Source organism: Streptomyces hawaiiensis, assembly GCF_004803895.1.
In the GTDB taxonomy this organism is placed as follows: Bacteria; Actinomycetota; Actinomycetes; order Streptomycetales; family Streptomycetaceae; genus Streptomyces; species Streptomyces hawaiiensis.
This window is the reverse complement of the sequence record NZ_CP021978.1, coordinates 1,851,367-1,866,886: the sequence shown is the minus strand read 5'-3', so window position 1 is coordinate 1,866,886 and position 15,520 is coordinate 1,851,367. Positions and strand designations below refer to the sequence as shown.

At 70.5% G+C, this 15,520-nt stretch carries 13 protein-coding genes and 1 pseudogene; 6 read left to right on the top strand and 8 right to left on the bottom strand.

Going from position 1 to position 15,520, the window contains the following annotated elements:
• Nucleotides 1–57 precede the first annotated feature (57 nt).
• A pseudogene (locus CEB94_RS08620) lies at nt 58–1,158 on the bottom strand (pectate lyase family protein); the annotation flags it as partial.
• A 210-nt stretch (nt 1,159–1,368) separates the two neighbouring features.
• Here CEB94_RS08620 and CEB94_RS08615 point away from each other — a divergent pair.
• Nucleotides 1,369–2,424 (top strand): LLM class F420-dependent oxidoreductase, encoded by a 1,056-nt coding sequence (locus CEB94_RS08615; RefSeq protein WP_175431599.1) that lies wholly within the window; start codon nt 1,369–1,371, stop codon nt 2,422–2,424.
• Nucleotides 2,425–2,888: 464 nt separating this feature from the next.
• Entirely contained in the window at nt 2,889–3,677 is a 789-nt protein-coding gene (locus CEB94_RS08610) for a ferritin-like domain-containing protein (protein ID WP_175431598.1), read from the top strand.
• Between the two features lie 11 nt (nt 3,678–3,688).
• Here the strand turns inward: CEB94_RS08610 and CEB94_RS08605 are convergent, their stop codons facing one another.
• The gene (locus tag CEB94_RS08605; RefSeq protein ID WP_175431597.1) at nt 3,689–4,684 is read right to left on the bottom strand and encodes a magnesium and cobalt transport protein CorA; all 996 of its coding nucleotides are present in this window, start codon (nt 4,682–4,684) and stop codon (nt 3,689–3,691) included.
• Nucleotides 4,685–4,745: 61 nt separating this feature from the next.
• Here CEB94_RS08605 and CEB94_RS08600 point away from each other — a divergent pair, with 61 nt between their 5' ends.
• From CEB94_RS08600 to mshC, 4 genes are all read left to right on the top strand, one after another.
• Nucleotides 4,746–5,432, top strand: a complete 687-nt coding sequence (locus tag CEB94_RS08600; RefSeq protein ID WP_175431596.1) for a histidine phosphatase family protein — start codon at nt 4,746–4,748, stop codon at nt 5,430–5,432.
• 78 nt (nt 5,433–5,510) lie between these two features.
• A complete protein-coding gene (locus CEB94_RS08595) occupies nt 5,511–6,098 on the top strand; it encodes a DUF3090 domain-containing protein (RefSeq protein WP_175431595.1) in 588 nt (195 codons plus the stop codon).
• The gene (locus CEB94_RS08590; RefSeq protein ID WP_175431594.1) at nt 6,062–6,892 is read left to right on the top strand and encodes an SCO1664 family protein; all 831 of its coding nucleotides are present in this window, start codon (nt 6,062–6,064) and stop codon (nt 6,890–6,892) included. The genes CEB94_RS08595 and CEB94_RS08590 overlap by 37 nt, the downstream gene beginning before the upstream one ends.
• Before the next feature lie 94 nt (nt 6,893–6,986).
• Nucleotides 6,987–8,216, top strand: a complete 1,230-nt coding sequence (gene mshC, locus CEB94_RS08585) for a cysteine--1-D-myo-inosityl 2-amino-2-deoxy-alpha-D-glucopyranoside ligase (RefSeq protein ID WP_175431593.1) — start codon at nt 6,987–6,989, stop codon at nt 8,214–8,216.
• Nucleotides 8,217–8,280: 64 nt separating this feature from the next.
• On the opposite strand, the gene CEB94_RS08580 is transcribed toward mshC, so the two are convergent.
• From CEB94_RS08580 to CEB94_RS08555, 6 genes are all read right to left on the bottom strand, one after another.
• Nucleotides 8,281–9,255 carry a PAC2 family protein gene (locus tag CEB94_RS08580; RefSeq protein ID WP_175431592.1) on the bottom strand — a complete coding sequence of 325 codons (975 nt, stop codon included), beginning with the start codon at nt 9,253–9,255 and terminating at the stop codon, nt 8,281–8,283.
• 158 nt (nt 9,256–9,413) lie between these two features.
• A complete protein-coding gene (locus CEB94_RS08575; RefSeq protein WP_175431591.1) occupies nt 9,414–10,085 on the bottom strand; it encodes a FadR/GntR family transcriptional regulator in 672 nt (223 codons plus the stop codon).
• Nucleotides 10,086–10,211: 126 nt separating this feature from the next.
• Nucleotides 10,212–11,828 (bottom strand): glycerol-3-phosphate dehydrogenase/oxidase, encoded by a 1,617-nt coding sequence (locus CEB94_RS08570; protein ID WP_175431590.1) that lies wholly within the window; start codon nt 11,826–11,828, stop codon nt 10,212–10,214.
• An 8-nt stretch (nt 11,829–11,836) separates the two neighbouring features.
• Complete coding sequence (gene glpK, locus CEB94_RS08565; protein ID WP_175431589.1) at nt 11,837–13,375, bottom strand: glycerol kinase GlpK; 1,539 nt, start codon at nt 13,373–13,375, stop codon at nt 11,837–11,839.
• A gap of 83 nt (nt 13,376–13,458) precedes the next feature.
• Nucleotides 13,459–14,253: an MIP/aquaporin family protein gene (locus CEB94_RS08560; RefSeq protein ID WP_175431588.1), complete on the bottom strand. Its 795-nt coding sequence runs from the start codon at nt 14,251–14,253 to the stop codon at nt 13,459–13,461.
• A 265-nt stretch (nt 14,254–14,518) separates the two neighbouring features.
• Complete coding sequence (locus CEB94_RS08555) at nt 14,519–15,292, bottom strand: IclR family transcriptional regulator (RefSeq protein ID WP_175431587.1); 774 nt, start codon at nt 15,290–15,292, stop codon at nt 14,519–14,521.
• Nucleotides 15,293–15,520: the final 228 nt, after the last annotated feature.

Genomic DNA, 15,520 nt, shown 5'->3' with positions numbered 1-15,520 from the left:
CGCCGAGATTACTGGCCAGAACCTACGGTGTGGGTGGCTGCGGACCACCGATTGCTAGCACTTGCCGTCCGAGACCTGAAGGCCCTTGCCGGCGCCCGCCGTTCGGTTCACGATGGCCGGCACGCAGCCGGCGGCGTCCGCAGTGAACGAGTACGGGAGGGTGACGGTGGTGTTCGACTTCGGGTCGGGGCCGGCCGGACGGTTCTCGCTGCCGGGGCTGGACCAGGTCACGTTGTCGAAGATGTTGCCGCCGACCTGCCAATAGCCGGCCTGGTCGGTGTAGAAGGTGCCGAGGACGTCCTTGGAGTCCTCGAAGTAGTTGTTGTCCACCTTGGCGCGGGCGCCGGCCCGGGAGTTGATGCCGGACTCGTTGAGGCGCACGTAGTGGTTGTTGTAGATGTGCGCGATGCCGCCGCGCAGCAGCGGGGCGCGCGAGTCGATGTTCTCGTACCGGTTGTGGTGGTACGTGATGTAGCCGTTCGACCGGTCGCTCTCGCTGTTCCCGACCAGGCCGCCCCGGCCGGAGTTGCGCAGGACGCTGTAGGACAGGGTCACGTACTGGGTGTTGTCCTTGAGGTCGAACAGGCCGTCGAAGCCCTCCGACTCGCCGCCCGAGGCCTCCAGGGTGGTGTGGTCGATCCAGACGTTGCGGACGTTGCGCTCGATACCGATGGCATCCCCGCCGTTGGACGTGGGGGAGCCCGACTTCTTGACGTTCCGGACGGTCACGTTCTGGATGATGATGTTCTTCGATTCGCGGATGTGGATGCCCAGTTGGTCGAAGACGGCGCCACTGCCGACTCCGACGACGGTCACGTTGCTGACCTTCTTGAGCTCGATCACGCCGTCGGCGGTGTCGCAGCCGCTGCCGGAGACCTTCTTGGTGTTGGCGTGGTTGATGGTTCCCGCGACCTCGATGATGATCGGGGTGCTCGTGCTCGCCCGGCCGCACAGGGCCTGGTGTATCGCCGTTCCCGTCGTCGCCCGGACCGTCCGGCCTCCGGCGCCGCCGGTGGTTCCTCCGTTCTGGGCCGCGTAGCCGGTGGCGCTGCCGGTCGCCGCCGATGCCTCGGGCATCGACACCAGCGTGCCGGTCGCGGCGGCGAGGGCCATCGTGGCCAGTGCCGCGTGGAGCCTCAGGGGGAGTGCTCGCTTCATCCTTGCCTCTCCGTTCGTCTGCGGAAGGTGGGTGATGGAAAGCGCTTTCCAGCGAAAGTACGAACTTGCCGTGCACGCGTCAATGGTCGCGTCCTTGATTTTTGTTCACGCATCTGAAAGGCAGATCGGGGTGTGGCCGTGTACCGCGCCCCCGCGCCCGCGCTAAGGTGCCCGCACAAGGCACGTTACTGATCAGTAAGGGGATGTGGCATGCAGCTCGGTATCAACCTCGGCTACTGGGGTGCCGGAATGGACGCGGACAACCTGGCCGTCGCCCAGGAGGCCGACCGGCTCGGATACGCCGTCTGCTGGGCCGCCGAGGCCTACGGCTCCGACGCCGCCACCGTACTGAGCTGGGTCGCCGCCCAGACCGAGCGCATCGACGTCGGCTCCGCCATCTTCCAGATCCCGGCCCGCCAGCCCGCGATGACGGCCATGACGGCAGCCACCCTCGACTCCCTTTCCGGCGGCCGCTTCCGCCTCGGCCTCGGCGTCTCCGGCCCGCAGGTCTCCGAGGGCTGGTACGGCGTCAAGTTCGACAAGCCGCTCGCCCGCACCCGCGAGTACGTCGAGATCGTCCGCAAGGCCATGACCCGCGAGCGTCTGTCCTACGAGGGACAGCACTGGACGCTGCCCCTGCCCGGCGGCCCGGGCAAGCCGATCAAGCTGACCGTGCACCCGCAGCGCGAGCACATCCCGCTGTACATCGCCGCGATCGGCCCGAAGAACCTCGAGCAGACCGGCGAGATCGCCGACGGCGCTCTGCTGATCTTCCCGTCCGCCGAGCACCTCGAGGACACGACGATCAAGCACCTGCGCGCCGGGCGAGAGAAGGCCGGCAAGACCCTCGACGGGTTCGACGTCTGCCCGACCCTGCCGCTCGCCGTCGGCGACGACAAGGACGTGGCCACGCTCGCCGACACCTTCCGCCCCTACACTGCGCTGTACGTCGGCGGCATGGGCAGTCCCAAGCAGAACTTCTACAACCAGCTCGCCCAGCGCATGGGCTACGAGCAGGAAGCCGCCGAGATCCAGAGCAAGTACCTCTCCGGCGACAAGCAGGGCGCCGCGGCCGCCGTGCCGCACGACCTGATCGACAAGACGACCCTGCTCGGTTCCGTCGACCGGATCGCGGACCGGATGAAGGCCTATGCCGCGGCCGGAGTCACCACCCTGTCCCTCGCGCCCGCGGGCTTCACGCTCGACGAGCGGCTCGCGTCCCTGAGGGCCGGCACGGAGGCCCTGGAACGCGCCGGGCTCGCCTAGGGGCTCCCCGCAAAGTCCGCCTGCCGCGCGACGCGGGGTGCGCCCACTCGCCGCGCCGGACGCCGCAGGGCCTGTTGTGAAAGTGGCGCCTGCCCCCGACGCCCGGCACTCCGCCAAGCTCCGCGAGGAGGGGGCACCCCCTCACCACGCACCGGACGCCGCGCCGCCAGCCCGAAGGGCGGGCGGCGGCGATCATCGGACGGGCCCGAGAGGTTTCAGCGGCCGTGGTGGGGGCTCGGGGGTCTTCCCCGCCACGGCCGTCACGCGGAACAACGCGCCGGGCCCCCGGGGGTTACGGCGGAGCGTGTGTGCCGGACCCGGCACACACGTCCCCGGGTCCTCCATTCGGCGGAGTTGTCCCTCACACCTGTTGCACTGCCCTCCACCCCGCACTTGACTCGGTCTTCGCGGAAACCTGCGGAATGCCGCAGTACGCCCACGCGCGCGCGGGAGAGGTGCCCACGATGCTTTCGGCCAAGAGTCTGTTCCAGGAGATCCTCGACAACGACGAGTCCTTCGCCCTGTTCTGCTCCATCGCCGCGAGCGGTGAGTCCCAGGGCGGCTGGGAGAACGCCCGTATCGCCGCGCTCGTGCCCGAGACCGAACGTGAACTCGCCCCCAAGATCAGCCGGCACGGCGCCGACGAGGACAAGCACGGCCGGATCTTCAACGCGCTGATGAAGAAGCGCGGCCTCGACCCCGTCCCGGTCCCGCCGGAGACCGACTACACCATGCTCCTGGAGAAGAACGGCATCGGCCTCGCCCACGAGCAGCTCAAGCGCGACGAGCGGCTCACGGTCCAGGACATCGTCACCTACCTCTCGCACAGCAGGGTCACCGAGCAGCGCGCCTCCGAGCAGATGGACCTGCTCCGCAAGCACTTCGCCGACCACCCCGGCATCGGCCGCGCGGTCAAGCAGATCTCCCACGACGAGGACAACCACCTCGCCTACTGCCACGAGGAACTGCTGCGCTTCGCCCACGCGGGCCACGGCCGGGCCATCCAGCGCACCCTGCGCGAGTGCGCGCACGCCGAGATCCGGATCTACCGGGACGTCAGCCTCGCCGTCATGGCGCACATGGGCCGCATCCTCGGCTGGTCCAAGGCCAAGTCGGCGGTGCTCGCGGCGGGCATCCACGCGATGTACGCGTACGAACGCATGGGCGGCTGGCGCCGGATGGTGTCGCTGACGGCGCCCGAGCGCCGCAACGCCCTCGGCGGTCCCGCGTCGCCGGAACCCGAGTTCGCCTGAGCCGGCTCGCTCTACAGCCAGCCCCGGCGCTTGAACAGCCGGAACACCATCACCTCCAGCCCGGCCATCAGCACCAGCAGCGCCGGATAGGACCAGACCCAGCGCAGCTCGGGCATGTGCTCGAAGTTCATGCCGTAGATCCCCGCGAGCATCGTGGGGATCGCGGCCATGGCCGCCCACGCGGAGATCTTCCGCATGTCGTCGTTCTGCCGGACGCTCATCTGCGCCAGGTGCGCCGAGAGAATGTCCGACACCAGCCGGTCCAGGTTCTCCACGGACTCGTTCACGCGCGTGAGGTGGTCGCTGACGTCGCGGAAGAACGGCCGGGCCCGGTCGTCCACGAACGGCACGGTCACCCCGGACGACGCCGTGCCCGCCAGCCGGCTCATCGGCGGGGCCAGCGGGCCGGTCGCCCGGCGGAACTCCAGGACCTGCCTCTTGAAGTCGTAGATCCGGGACGCCGTGTTCCGTGAGCCCCCGCCGTCCGGCGAGAACACCTCGGCCTCCAGCCCCTCCAGGTCGGTCTGCAACTCGGTCGCCACGTCCAGATAGTGGTCGACCGTGGCGTCGGCGACCGCGTACAGCACGGCCGTGGGGCCTTTGACGAGCAGCTCCGGCTCCTGCTCCAGCCGGTGGCGCACGGCCTTGAGCGGGGAGCCCTCGCCGTGCCGGACGGTCACCACGAACGAGTCGCCCAGGAAGATCATGATCTCGCCGGAGGAGACGGTGTCGCTCTGCGGCTCGTACGCCACCGGCTTGAGCACCACGAAGAGCGAGTCGTCGTACACCTCCAGCTTGGGTCGCTGGTGGGCCTTGAGGGCGTCCTCGACGGCCAGCGGGTGCAGCCCGAATTCCCGGGTCACATGGTCGAATTCGCCTTCCGTCGGCTCGTGCAGCCCGATCCACACGAACCCGCCCGCCGTGCGGGCCTCACCCAGGGCGTCGGAGAGGTCCTCGGGCCCTTCCGTCCGCTGTCCCTCGCGGTAGATGGCACAGTCGACGATCACGAAGCGAGTCTCCCGTCACTCGAACAACACCGTACGCGCGCGTGCGCCTACGCTGGACCGCATGCCCACGCTGATCCTGGTCAGGCACGGACGCTCCACCGCCAATACAGAGGGACTGCTCGCCGGCTGGACGCCCGGTGTCGCCCTCGACGAGCGCGGCGCCGCGCAGGCCGCCGCGCTCCCCGGGCGGCTGGCCGAACTGCCCCTCGCCGAAATCGTCACCAGCCCGCTCCAACGCTGCCGGGAAACCATCCGGCCGCTGCTCGAGGCCCGGCCGGACCTGAGCCCGCACACCGACGAGCGCATCGGCGAGTGCCACTACGGCGACTGGTCCGGCCGCAAGCTCGCCGAGCTGACGGACGAGCCCCTGATGGAGGTGGTGCAGGCGCACCCCTCCGCGGCGGCGTTCCCCGGCGGGGAGTCCATGCGGGCCATGCAGACGCGCGCCGCCGAGGCCGTACGCGAGTGGAACGCGCGCGTGGAGCGCGACCACGGAGCCGACGCCGTCTACCTGATGTGCTCGCACGGCGACATCATCAAGTCGCTCGTCGCGGACGCACTCGGACTTCACCTGGACCTCTTCCAGCGGATTTCCGTCGAACCGTGTTCCATCACCGCGATCCGCTACACACGACTGCGTCCGTTTCTCGTCCGGCTCGGCGACACCGGCGACTTCACGACCCTCGTGCCGCGCGAGGAACCGCCGGGCGGCGAGGCCGAAGTCGGGGGTGGTGCGGGCGCACCGTGATCGTTCGCCGCAGTAGGGTGAAGCGGTCGCAGCAGTGCCGTGGTCACACGGTTCCCACGATTCCAATGGAGACAGGACGTGTCCCGTCAGGTGTTCCTCTACGACCATCCGGAGCGTTTCGTAGCCGGTACGGTCGGACTGCCCGGGCGCCGTTCGTTCTTCCTCCAGGCCTCCGCCGGCTCCCGGGTGACCAGCGTGGCCCTGGAGAAGACCCAGGTCGCCGCGCTCGCCGAACGCATGGACGAACTGCTCGACGAGGTCGTACGCCGTAGCGGCGGCAGCGCCCACGTCCCCGCCGTCGCACCGTCGGACACCGACACCGCCCCGCTGGACACCCCCATCGAGGAGGAGTTCCGGGTCGGCACCATGGCGCTCGCCTGGGACGGCGACGAGCAGCTCATGATCGTCGAGGCGCAGGCGCTCGTGGAGCTCGACGCGGAATCCGAGGAGGACCTCGCCGAGGCCGAGGAGCAGCTGCTCCAGGACGAGGAGAACGGGCCCCCGATGCTGCGGGTCCGGCTCACCGGCGCGCAGGCCAGGGCCTTCGCCAAGCGCGCTCTCGACGTCGTCAACGCCGGGCGGCCGCCGTGCCCGCTGTGCAGCCTCCCGCTCGACCCGGAAGGACACGTATGTCCGCGCCAGAACGGATACCGCCGCGGAGCGTGACACCTCCACCGGACGCCGCCGAGCTGCTCGCCCGGGGCGAACTGACCGTGCGCGGACGCATCCGTGAGGCCTCCAACGCGGCCCTGTACTGCACGGTGTCGTACGACGGCGAGGACGCGGCCTGTGTCTACAAGCCGGTCGCGGGGGAGCGGCCCCTGTGGGACTTCCCGGACGGGACGCTGGCCCAGCGCGAGGTCGCCGCGTACGAGGTCTGCGAGGCGACCGGCTGGGGCCTCGTGCCGCCCACCGTGCTGCGCGACGGCCCCTACGGCGAGGGCATGTGCCAGCTGTGGGTCGAGGTGGCGCCCGAGGCGGAACTGCTCGCCCTGGTCGACGGCGAGGAACCCGAGCCGGGCTGGAAGGCGATCGGCTTCGCCGAGGTCGGCCAGGGGCGCACCGCGCTGCTCGTGCACGCCGACGACGAACGGCTGCGGCGGCTCGCGGTCCTCGACGCGGTCATCAACAACGCCGACCGCAAGGGCGGGCACCTGCTGCCCACCGGGGACGGGCGGTTGTTCGGCATCGACCACGGGGTGACCTTCAACGCCGAGAACAAGCTGCGGACCCTGCTGTGGGGATGGGCGGGAGAGCCCCTCACCCAGGAGGCCGCCGACGTCCTCGAAGGCCTCAGGAAGGGCCTGGCCGAGGGCGGGACGCTCACCGCGCGGCTCGAACCGCTGATCACCGGCGCGGAGATCGACGCCACCCGCGCGCGAGTCGCCGCGCTGCTGGCCTCGGGGACCCACCCCGAGCCCAGCGGGGAGTGGCCGGCGATTCCCTGGCCGCCCGTGTAGCAGCACAGTCGCCCGAGCACCGCAAGAGCGCCTTCTCGGCCGTGTGGCCCGCTCCCATTCGTATATGGAACTTCAGTCCGGTTAGGCTCAGGGCATGCATGCCTGGCCCGCTTCCGAGGTCCCCGCCCTGCCTGGTCAGGGCCGCGACCTGAGGATCCACGACACCGCGACCGGCGGTCTCGTCACCCTCGACCCCGGTCCCGTCGCCCGTATCTACGTCTGTGGCATCACCCCGTACGACGCCACGCACCTGGGACACGCGGCGACCTACAACGCGTTCGACCTCGTGCAGCGCGTGTGGCTCGACACCAAGCGGCAGGTTCACTACGTCCAGAACGTCACCGACGTCGATGACCCGCTCCTGGAGCGGGCGCAGCGCGACGGCCTCGACTGGGCCGCACTCGCCGAGAAGGAGACCGCCCTCTTCCGCGAGGACATGACGGCCCTGCGGATGCTGCCGCCGCGGCAGTACATAGGCGCCGTCGAGGCCATACCCGGGATCGTCCCGCTCGTCGAGCGGCTCCGGGACGCCGGCGCGGCCTACGAACTGGACGGGGACGTCTACTTCTCCGTCGAGTCCGACCCGCACTTCGGCAAGGTCTCGAACCTGGACGCCGCCGCGATGCGGCTGCTGTCCGCCGAGCGCGGCGGCGACCCGGACCGCCCCGGCAAGAAGAATCCCCTCGACCCGATGCTGTGGATGGCGGCCCGCGAGGGCGAGCCCAGCTGGGACGGCGGCTCGCTCGGGCGCGGACGGCCCGGCTGGCACATCGAGTGCGTGGCCATCGCCCTCGACCACCTCGGCATGGGCTTCGACATCCAGGGCGGCGGCTCCGACCTCGCCTTCCCGCACCACGAGATGGGCGCCTCGCACGCCCAGGCCCTCACCGGCGAGTTCCCCATGGCCAAGGCGTACGTGCACGCCGGCATGGTCGCCCTGAACGGCGAGAAGATGTCCAAGTCCAAGGGCAACCTGGTCTTCGTCTCCAGGCTGCGGCACGACGGCGTCGACCCGGCCGCCATCCGGCTCGCGCTGCTCGCCCACCACTACCGCGCCGACTGGGAGTGGACCGACCAGGTCCTCCAGGACGCCGTCGCACGGCTCGGCCGCTGGCGGGCCGCCGTGTCCCGGCCCGACGGGCCGCCGGCGGAGGCACTCGTCGAGGAGATCCGCCAAGCCCTCGCCAACGACCTGGACGCCCCGGCGGCGCTCACCGCGGTCGACCGCTGGGCCGCGCTCCAGGAGCGGAGCGGCGGCACGGACATCGGCGCGCCCGGGGTGGTCTCCCGGGCGGCGGACGCGCTGCTGGGCGTAGCGCTGTAGCCGAGAAGTAGACCGAGGGGCGTCTCCCGGCCGGGAGACGCCCCTCGGGTGTTCGTGCGGTGCCTCAGTCCTCCGACGACTCGTCGTCGTCCGTGCCCGGCTTCGGCGGGCGCGTGCGGCCACTGGGGTTGTCCCGCAGGTACGACGTGCTGTCGCTGCCGTCCGCCGTGGCGTGACCGCCGGCCGCGGGCGGCCCGCCGCCGTCGTGGCGCCGCAGATAGCGCTCGAACTCCCGGGCGATCGCCTCGCCGGACGCCTCCGGCAGCTCGGCGGTGTCCCGGGCCTCCTCCAGCGACTGGACGTACTCGGCTACCTCGCTGTCCTCGGCGGCCAGCTGGTCCACGCCGACCTGCCAGGCGCGCGCGTCCTCGGGCAGCTCGCCCAGCGGGATGCGCACGTCGATCAGGTCCTCCAGGCGGTTCAGCAGGGCCAGCGTGGCCTTCGGGTTCGGCGGCTGCGACACGTAGTGCGGCACCGCCGCCCACAGCGAGACGGCCGGGACGCCCGCGTGCGTGCACGCCTCCTGGAGGACGCCGACGATGCCCGTGGGGCCCTCGTACTTGGTCTCCTCCAGGTCCATGCGGCGGGCCAGGTCCGGGTCGGACGTCGTACCGCTGATCGGAACCGGACGGGTGTGCGGGGTGTCACCGAGCAGCGCGCCCAGCACCACCACCAGTTCCACGCCCAGTTCGTGCGCGAAGCCCAGCAGTTCGTTGCAGAACGAACGCCACCGCATGGACGGTTCGATGCCCCTCACGAGGACGAGATCACGCGGCTTCTCACCGCCGACGCGGACCACCGACAGCCTGGTCGTGGGCCAGGTGATCTTGCGGACGCCCGCTTCCATGAACACCGTCGGGCGGTTGACCTGGAAGTCGTAGTAGTCCTCGGCGTCCAGCGCCGCGAACACCTCGCCCTTCCATTCCCGGTCCAGATGCGCGACCGCGGTGGAGGCGGCGTCGCCGGCGTCGTTCCAGCCCTCGAACGCGGCCACCATGACCGGGTCGATCAGCTCGGGAACCCCCTCGAGCTCGATCACCCAGCGCCTCCTTCCGACGTGCCCTCGCTTGACCACCCAACCTTACGGCGTGCCGCGGGGGCGCCCGCAGCCCCCTTGCAGGGGGAGTGCCCCCATCACTGCCCCGCGATCCGCCCCTGAACACCCCGGGTTCCTCCGAGCGGTCAGTGAGGCCCTGGTCACAGCGTGGAGCGCAGCCACTGCTCCACACTCGCGATGTGCACGGTCGCCCACGAGCGCGCCGCCTCGGCGTCCCGGTCGCGCAGGGCGGCGAGGATCGCACGGTGCTCGCGCAGGGTGCGGGCGACGGCGTCCTCCTGCGTGAGGCCGCGCCAGATCCGGGCCCGGGTGGTGGGGCCCGACAGCCCGTCGAGCAGCGAGCACAGCACGGAGTTGCCCGAGCTGTGCACGATGCCCCGGTGGAACTCCAGGTCGCAGGCGACCAGATCCTCCACGGACGGGTTCTCGCCGAGCTTGTCCAGCTGGGCCGTCAGCGCGTCCAGCTGCTGCTCGCTGATCCGCACGGCCGCCATCGCGGTCGCGGCCGGCTCCAGGATGCGGCGTACGGCCAGGAACTCCAGGACCGTGTCGTCGCGGTGGAAGTCGACGACGAAACTCAGCGCCTCCAGCAGCAGTTGCGGGTCGAGGCTGGTGACGTACGTGCCGTCGCCCTGCCGTACGTCCAGGATCCGGATGAGCGACAGGGCGCGCACGGCCTCCCGCAGGGAGTTGCGGGACAGCCCGAGATCGGCGGCGAGTTCGCTCTCCTTGGGCAGCCGGTCGCCCGGGCGCAGCGCGCCGGAGACGATCATCCCCTTGATCTTCTCGATCGCCTCGTCGGTGACTGCCATGGCGGCCTCCCTGTCGCTTAAGACCTCCGACGTATTCAGGTCATTATGCGGGGGAGGGACGCGGAAGGGGCGGCTCCGTCGGCGTGGAGCCGCCCCTTCCGCAACGAGGTCCCCTCGGACCCGCGGCTACTTCTTGTCGAGCAGGTCCTGCACCTTGGCCCGCACGTCGTCGGTGGCGAGGCCGCGGATCGTCAGCGTCGTGCGGCGGCGCAGCACGTCGTCCTGCGTCTCGGCCCACTCGTGGTCCCGGGCCCAGACGACCTGCGCCCAGATCTCCGGGGCGTCGGGGTGGACGCGCTCGGCGAGTTCGGGGCTCTCGTTGGCCAGGCGGGCGATGTCGAAGGCCAGCGAGCCGTAGTGCGTGGCCAGGTGCCTGGCCGTGTCGGCCGCCATGCGCGGGCCGGGCGCCGGCCGGTCGGTGAGCAGCCGGTGGGCGACCGCGCGCGGGTTGGCGATGCCGGGCAGCGGCAGCTTCTTCGGCAGCGCGCTGATCGGCTCGAAGTCGTCGCCCAGCGGGTGGCCCGGCAGCGCCTCCAGCTTCTTCATGATCGTCCGGCCGATGTGGCGGAAGGTGGTCCACTTGCCGCCCGCGACGGACAGCATGCCGCCCCGGCCCTCGGTGACCACCGTCTCGCGCTTGGCCTTGGCGGTGCTGCCGGGGCCGCCCGGCAGCACGCGCAGACCCGCGAAGGCGTACGTGATGAGGTCGCGGTCCAGCTGCTGGTCGCGGACCGAGAAGGCGGCCTCGTCGAGGATCTGGGATATGTCCTTGTCGGTGACCGAGACATCCGCCGGGTCGCCCTCGAACTCCTCGTCGGTGGTGCCGAGCAGCAGCATGTCCTCCCAGGGGAGGGCGAAGGTGATGCGGTACTTGTCGATCGGGGTCGCGAGCGCGGCCTTCCAGGGGGAGGTGCGCTTGAGGACCAGGTGCGCGCCCTTCGACAAGCGGATGGACGGCGCCGCGTTCTGGTCCTCCATCTTCCGCAGGTGGTCGACCCAGGGGCCGGTCGCGTTCAGCACGAGCCGGGCGCTGACGCCGAACTCGTCGCCGGACAGGCGGTCCTTCAGCTCGGCGCCGGTGACGCGGCCCTGGGTGAAGCGCAGGCCGGTCACCTCGGCGTGGTTGAGGACGACCGCCCCCGCCTCGACGGCCCCGCGGACCGTCATCAGCGCCATGCGGGCGTCGTTCATCTGGTCGTCGCCGTAGACGGCCACGGCCTTGAGGTTCTCCGTGCGCAGCTCCGGCACGTCCTGCGCGGCCTTGGCCGGCGAGAGCAGGTGCCCGACGCCGTCACCGAACGCGGAGAGCGCGGAGTAGGCGAAGACGCCCGCGCCGAGCTTCGCCGCGCCGTGCGGCCCGCCCTTGTACACGGGGAGGTAGAACGTGAGCGGGTTCGCCAGGTGGGGAGCCACCTGGCGAGAGACCGCACGGCGCTCGAAGTGGTTCTCCGCCACCAGCTTCACCGCGCCGGTCTGCAGGTAGCGCAAACCCCCGTGGAGCAGCTTGGAGGAGGCGGAGGACGTGGCGCCGGCGAAGTCGCCGGCGTCGACCAGAGCCACCCTGAGGCCGGACTGCGCGGCGTGCCAGGCGGTGGAGATGCCCAGGATGCCGCCGCCGATCACGAGAAGGTCGTACGACGCCTTGGAGAGCTGCTCCCTGGTCTCGGCTCGGCTCGGGTTCGAGCCGAAGGCCGGGTGCGTCCCCAGGGCAGGCACGGACTGCAGGGTGGACTTGGTGGTCATGCTGTTTCTTACTCCTCGTCCTCGAGCCAGCCCATGGTCCGCTCGACGGCCTTGAGCCAGCTCTTGTACTCACGGGCGCGGGTCTCCGCGTCCATGCGGGGGGTCCACTCGGCGGCCCGCCGCCAGTTGGCGCGCAGGTCGTCGGTGCTGTTCCAGAAGCCGACGGCGAGACCGGCGGCGTAGGCGGCGCCGAGGCAGGTGGTCTCGGCGACCATCGGGCGCACCACGGGGGCGTCCACGAAGTCGGCGAGCGTCTGCATCAGCAGGTTGTTGGAGGTCATGCCGCCGTCGACCTTCAGGGCGGCCAGCTCCACGCCGGAGTCCTTCGTCATGGCGTCGGCGATCTCGCGCGTCTGCCAGGCGGTGGCCTCCAGGACGGCACGCGCCAGGTGCGCCTTGGTGACGTACCGGGTCAGGCCGGCGATCACACCGCGGGCGTCGGAGCGCCAGTACGGGGCGAACAGGCCGGAGAAGGCCGGCACGAAGTAGGCGCCGCCGTTGTCCTCGACCGACAGGGCGAGAGTCTCGATCTCCGCGGCGGTGGAGATCAGGCCCATCTGGTCGCGCATCCACTGCACCAGCGAACCGGTGACGGCGATCGAGCCTTCGAGGGCGTAGACCGTCTTCTGGTCGCCGATCTTGTAGCCGACGGTGGTCAGCAGGCCGCTGTAGGAGTTGATGATCTTGTCACCGGTGTTCATCACCATGAAGGTGCCGGTGCCGTAGGTCGACTTGGTCTCGCCCTCGGCGAAACAGGTCTGGCCGAACAGGGCCGCCTGCTGGTCGCCGAGCGCGGAGGCGACCGGGATGCCGCCGAGCAGGTCGCCCAGCTTGCCGCCGGTGATCTCGCCGTAGACCTCGGCGGAGGAGCGGATCTCGGGCAGGATCTGCTTCGGGACGCCGATGGACTCGCAGATCTTGTCGTCCCACTGCATGGTGTGCAGGTTCATGAGCATGGTGCGCGAGGCGTTGGTGACGTCCGTGACGTGCTTGCCGCCGTCGGCACCGCCGGTCAGGTTCCAGATGACCCAGCTGTCCATGGTGCCGAAGAGGATGTCGCCCGCCTCGGCGCGCTCCTTGAGACCGTCGACGTTGTCGAGCAGCCAGCGGGCCTTCGGACCGGCGAAGTAGGAGGCCAGCGGCAGGCCCGTCTCGCGGCGGAAGCGGTCCTGGCCGACGTTGCGGCCGAGCTCGCGGCACAGGGCGTCGGTGCGGGTGTCCTGCCAGACGATGGCGTTGTGGACGGGCTCACCGGTGTTCTTGTCCCACAGAACGGTGGTCTCGCGCTGGTTGGTGATGCCGATGGCCTTGATGTCGTCGCGGGTGATGCCGGCCTTCTGGATGGCCCCGGCGACGACCTCCTGGACGTTGGTCCAGATCTCGTTGGCGTTGTGCTCGACCCAGCCCGGCTTCGGGAAGATCTGCTCGTGCTCCTTCTGGTCGACGGAGACGATCCGGCCGTCCCGGTCGAAGACGATGCAGCGGCTGGAGGTGGTGCCCTGGTCGATGGCGGCGATGAAAGGGCCGGCGGTGTGCGCGTCGGTCACAGTGTGCTCCTGGTAATTCCGGGTTTAAGGGGCTTTACGTACGGCGCGTGCTGGAAGTTTCGCTTCGGGCGCGAGGATCGCTCCTAGGCGAATGCGACGTTGTAGATGCCTGCCGCGATGGCGCCGCCGATCAGCGGACCCACCACGGGGACCCAGGCGTAGCCCCAGTCGGAGCCGCCCTTGTTGGGCAGCGGCAGCAGGGCGTGCACGATCCGCGGACCGAGGTCACGGGCCGGGTTGATCGCGTACCCCGTCGGACCGCCGAGGGACAGGCCTATGGAGACCACGACGAGCGCGGTGATCAGGGCGCCCAGGGTGCCCAGGCCGTTGCCCTTGTCGTTCAGGCCCTGCGTGAGCACGGCGAGCACCAGCACGATGGTGCCGATGATCTCCGTCGCGACGTTCTGCCAGGCGACCCGGACCTCGGGGCCGGTGGAGAAGACGCCCAGCACGGGGCCGGCGCCCTTCTCCCGGGCCTCGACGGCCTTGGCCGTGGTGTCCTGCGCACCGGGACCGCCGACGATCTCGCGGTCGGTGAGGTGGGCGTGGAACTGGCCGTAGTAGGCGATCCAGACCAGGGCCGCGCCGATCATGGCGCCGAGGATCTGTCCGGCCCAGTAGACCGGGACGTTCTTCCAGTCGCCGTCCTTGATCGCGAGGGCGAGGGTGACGGCCGGGTTCAGATGCGCGCCGGACAGCGGCGCCGAGGTGTATACGGCCGTGAGCACCGCGAAGCCCCACCCGAAGGTGATGGCGAGCCAGCCGGCGTTGCGGGCCTTGGAAGCCTTGAGCGTGACGGCGGCGCAGACGCCGCCGCCGAGCAGGATGAGTATGGCGGTACCGATGGTCTCGCCGATGAAGATGTCGGAGCTGGACACCCGCGACTCCTTTGTCCTTCGTCCAGGGGTGAAGTGCGATACCGGCCTGGCGTTGTCACACTCTAGCGCGTATTGCCGGTAGCTGTTCGACAATGTCGACCGATGGACGGGAGTCTTGCTTCGGGGTTACGAGCACGTCAAGAGCTCTGTTGCCGAAAACACGATCGTTACTGATCGAGCCGTACTTATGGATCTTTGCCGCAGGTGAGCGCGGACATGCCGAGGACCGGAACGCCGTACGGCGCCCCGGTCCGGTGGTGTGCTCTCAGAACCGCCCGGCGCCCAGGTCCCGGGAGACCGCGCGGGCGCAGTCCCGGACCGCCGCGATCAGCTCGGGCCGCAGCGCTCGCTCTTCGTCGGGCCGGCACAGTCGCTCCACGGCGCCGGTGATGCCGACCGCGCCCACCGGCATGCGCCGGCGGTCGTGGATGGGCGCCGCGAGCGAGGCGACGCCCTCCCAGGTCTCCTCCACGTCCGCCGCGTACCCGCGCGCGCGGGTCACGTCCAGGATGTGCTCGAAGCCCTCCGGCTCGCACACCGTCCGGTCGGTGAACGCCTTGCGGTCGGCCTCCAGGGCCTCGCTGTGCGCCACCGGGTCGTAGGCGGACAGCACCTTGCCCAGGGCCGTGGAGTGCAGCGGCTGCATGGCCCCGATCTCCAGGACCTGCCGGCTGTCGTCGGGCCGGAAGACGTGGTGCACGATCAGCACGCCCTGCTGGTGCAGGACCCCCAGGTAGACACTCTCGCCACTGGAACGGGCCAGGTCGTCGGTCCACACCAGGGCGCGTGCCCGCAGCTCGTGCACATCGAGGTAGGTGGTGCCCAGGCGCAGCAGCTCCGCGCCCAGCTGGTAGCGCCCGGAGGCGTCGTCCTGCTCCACGAAGCCCTCCTGCTGGAGGGTGCGCAGGATGCCGTGGGCGGTGCCCTTGGCCAGGCCCAGCGACGAGGCGATGTCCGACAGGCCGAGCCGCCGCTCGCCGCCCGCGAGCAGCCGCAGCATCGCGGCCGCCCGTTCGAGCGACTGGATGTTCCGTGCCATCGCCGTACTGCCTCCGTCCCCTTAGACCGCCGACGAGCCGGGCCCAGAGCCCTCGTTCGGCAATGCCGAACACTACCGGTCGTTGCCGACCTCTCGCTAATGGCCGGTCGCCATTTGTTGTGCCACCGGTGACCGATGCGTCGCCCGCGGCCGTCCCGGCGCCATGGAAGTCCGGCCCGTGGACGCGGTGCCCATCCGAGCCCCCTCCCGGTTACGCTGGCGCGGTGC

Coding starts and splice junctions, on each gene's coding strand:
- CEB94_RS08590 (WP_175431594.1), top strand. CDS start 6,062: ATGTCCGCGCCAGAACGGATACCGCCGCGGAGCGTGACACCTCCACCG.
- CEB94_RS08600 (WP_175431596.1), top strand. CDS start 4,746: ATGCCCACGCTGATCCTGGTCAGGCACGGACGCTCCACCGCCAATACA.
- CEB94_RS08575 (WP_175431591.1), bottom strand. CDS start 10,085: ATGGCAGTCACCGACGAGGCGATCGAGAAGATCAAGGGGATGATCGTC.
- CEB94_RS08615 (WP_175431599.1), top strand. CDS start 1,369: ATGCAGCTCGGTATCAACCTCGGCTACTGGGGTGCCGGAATGGACGCG.
- CEB94_RS08570 (WP_175431590.1), bottom strand. CDS start 11,828: ATGACCACCAAGTCCACCCTGCAGTCCGTGCCTGCCCTGGGGACGCAC.
- CEB94_RS08555 (WP_175431587.1), bottom strand. CDS start 15,292: ATGGCACGGAACATCCAGTCGCTCGAACGGGCGGCCGCGATGCTGCGG.
- mshC (WP_175431593.1), top strand. CDS start 6,987: ATGCATGCCTGGCCCGCTTCCGAGGTCCCCGCCCTGCCTGGTCAGGGC.
- CEB94_RS08610 (WP_175431598.1), top strand. CDS start 2,889: ATGCTTTCGGCCAAGAGTCTGTTCCAGGAGATCCTCGACAACGACGAG.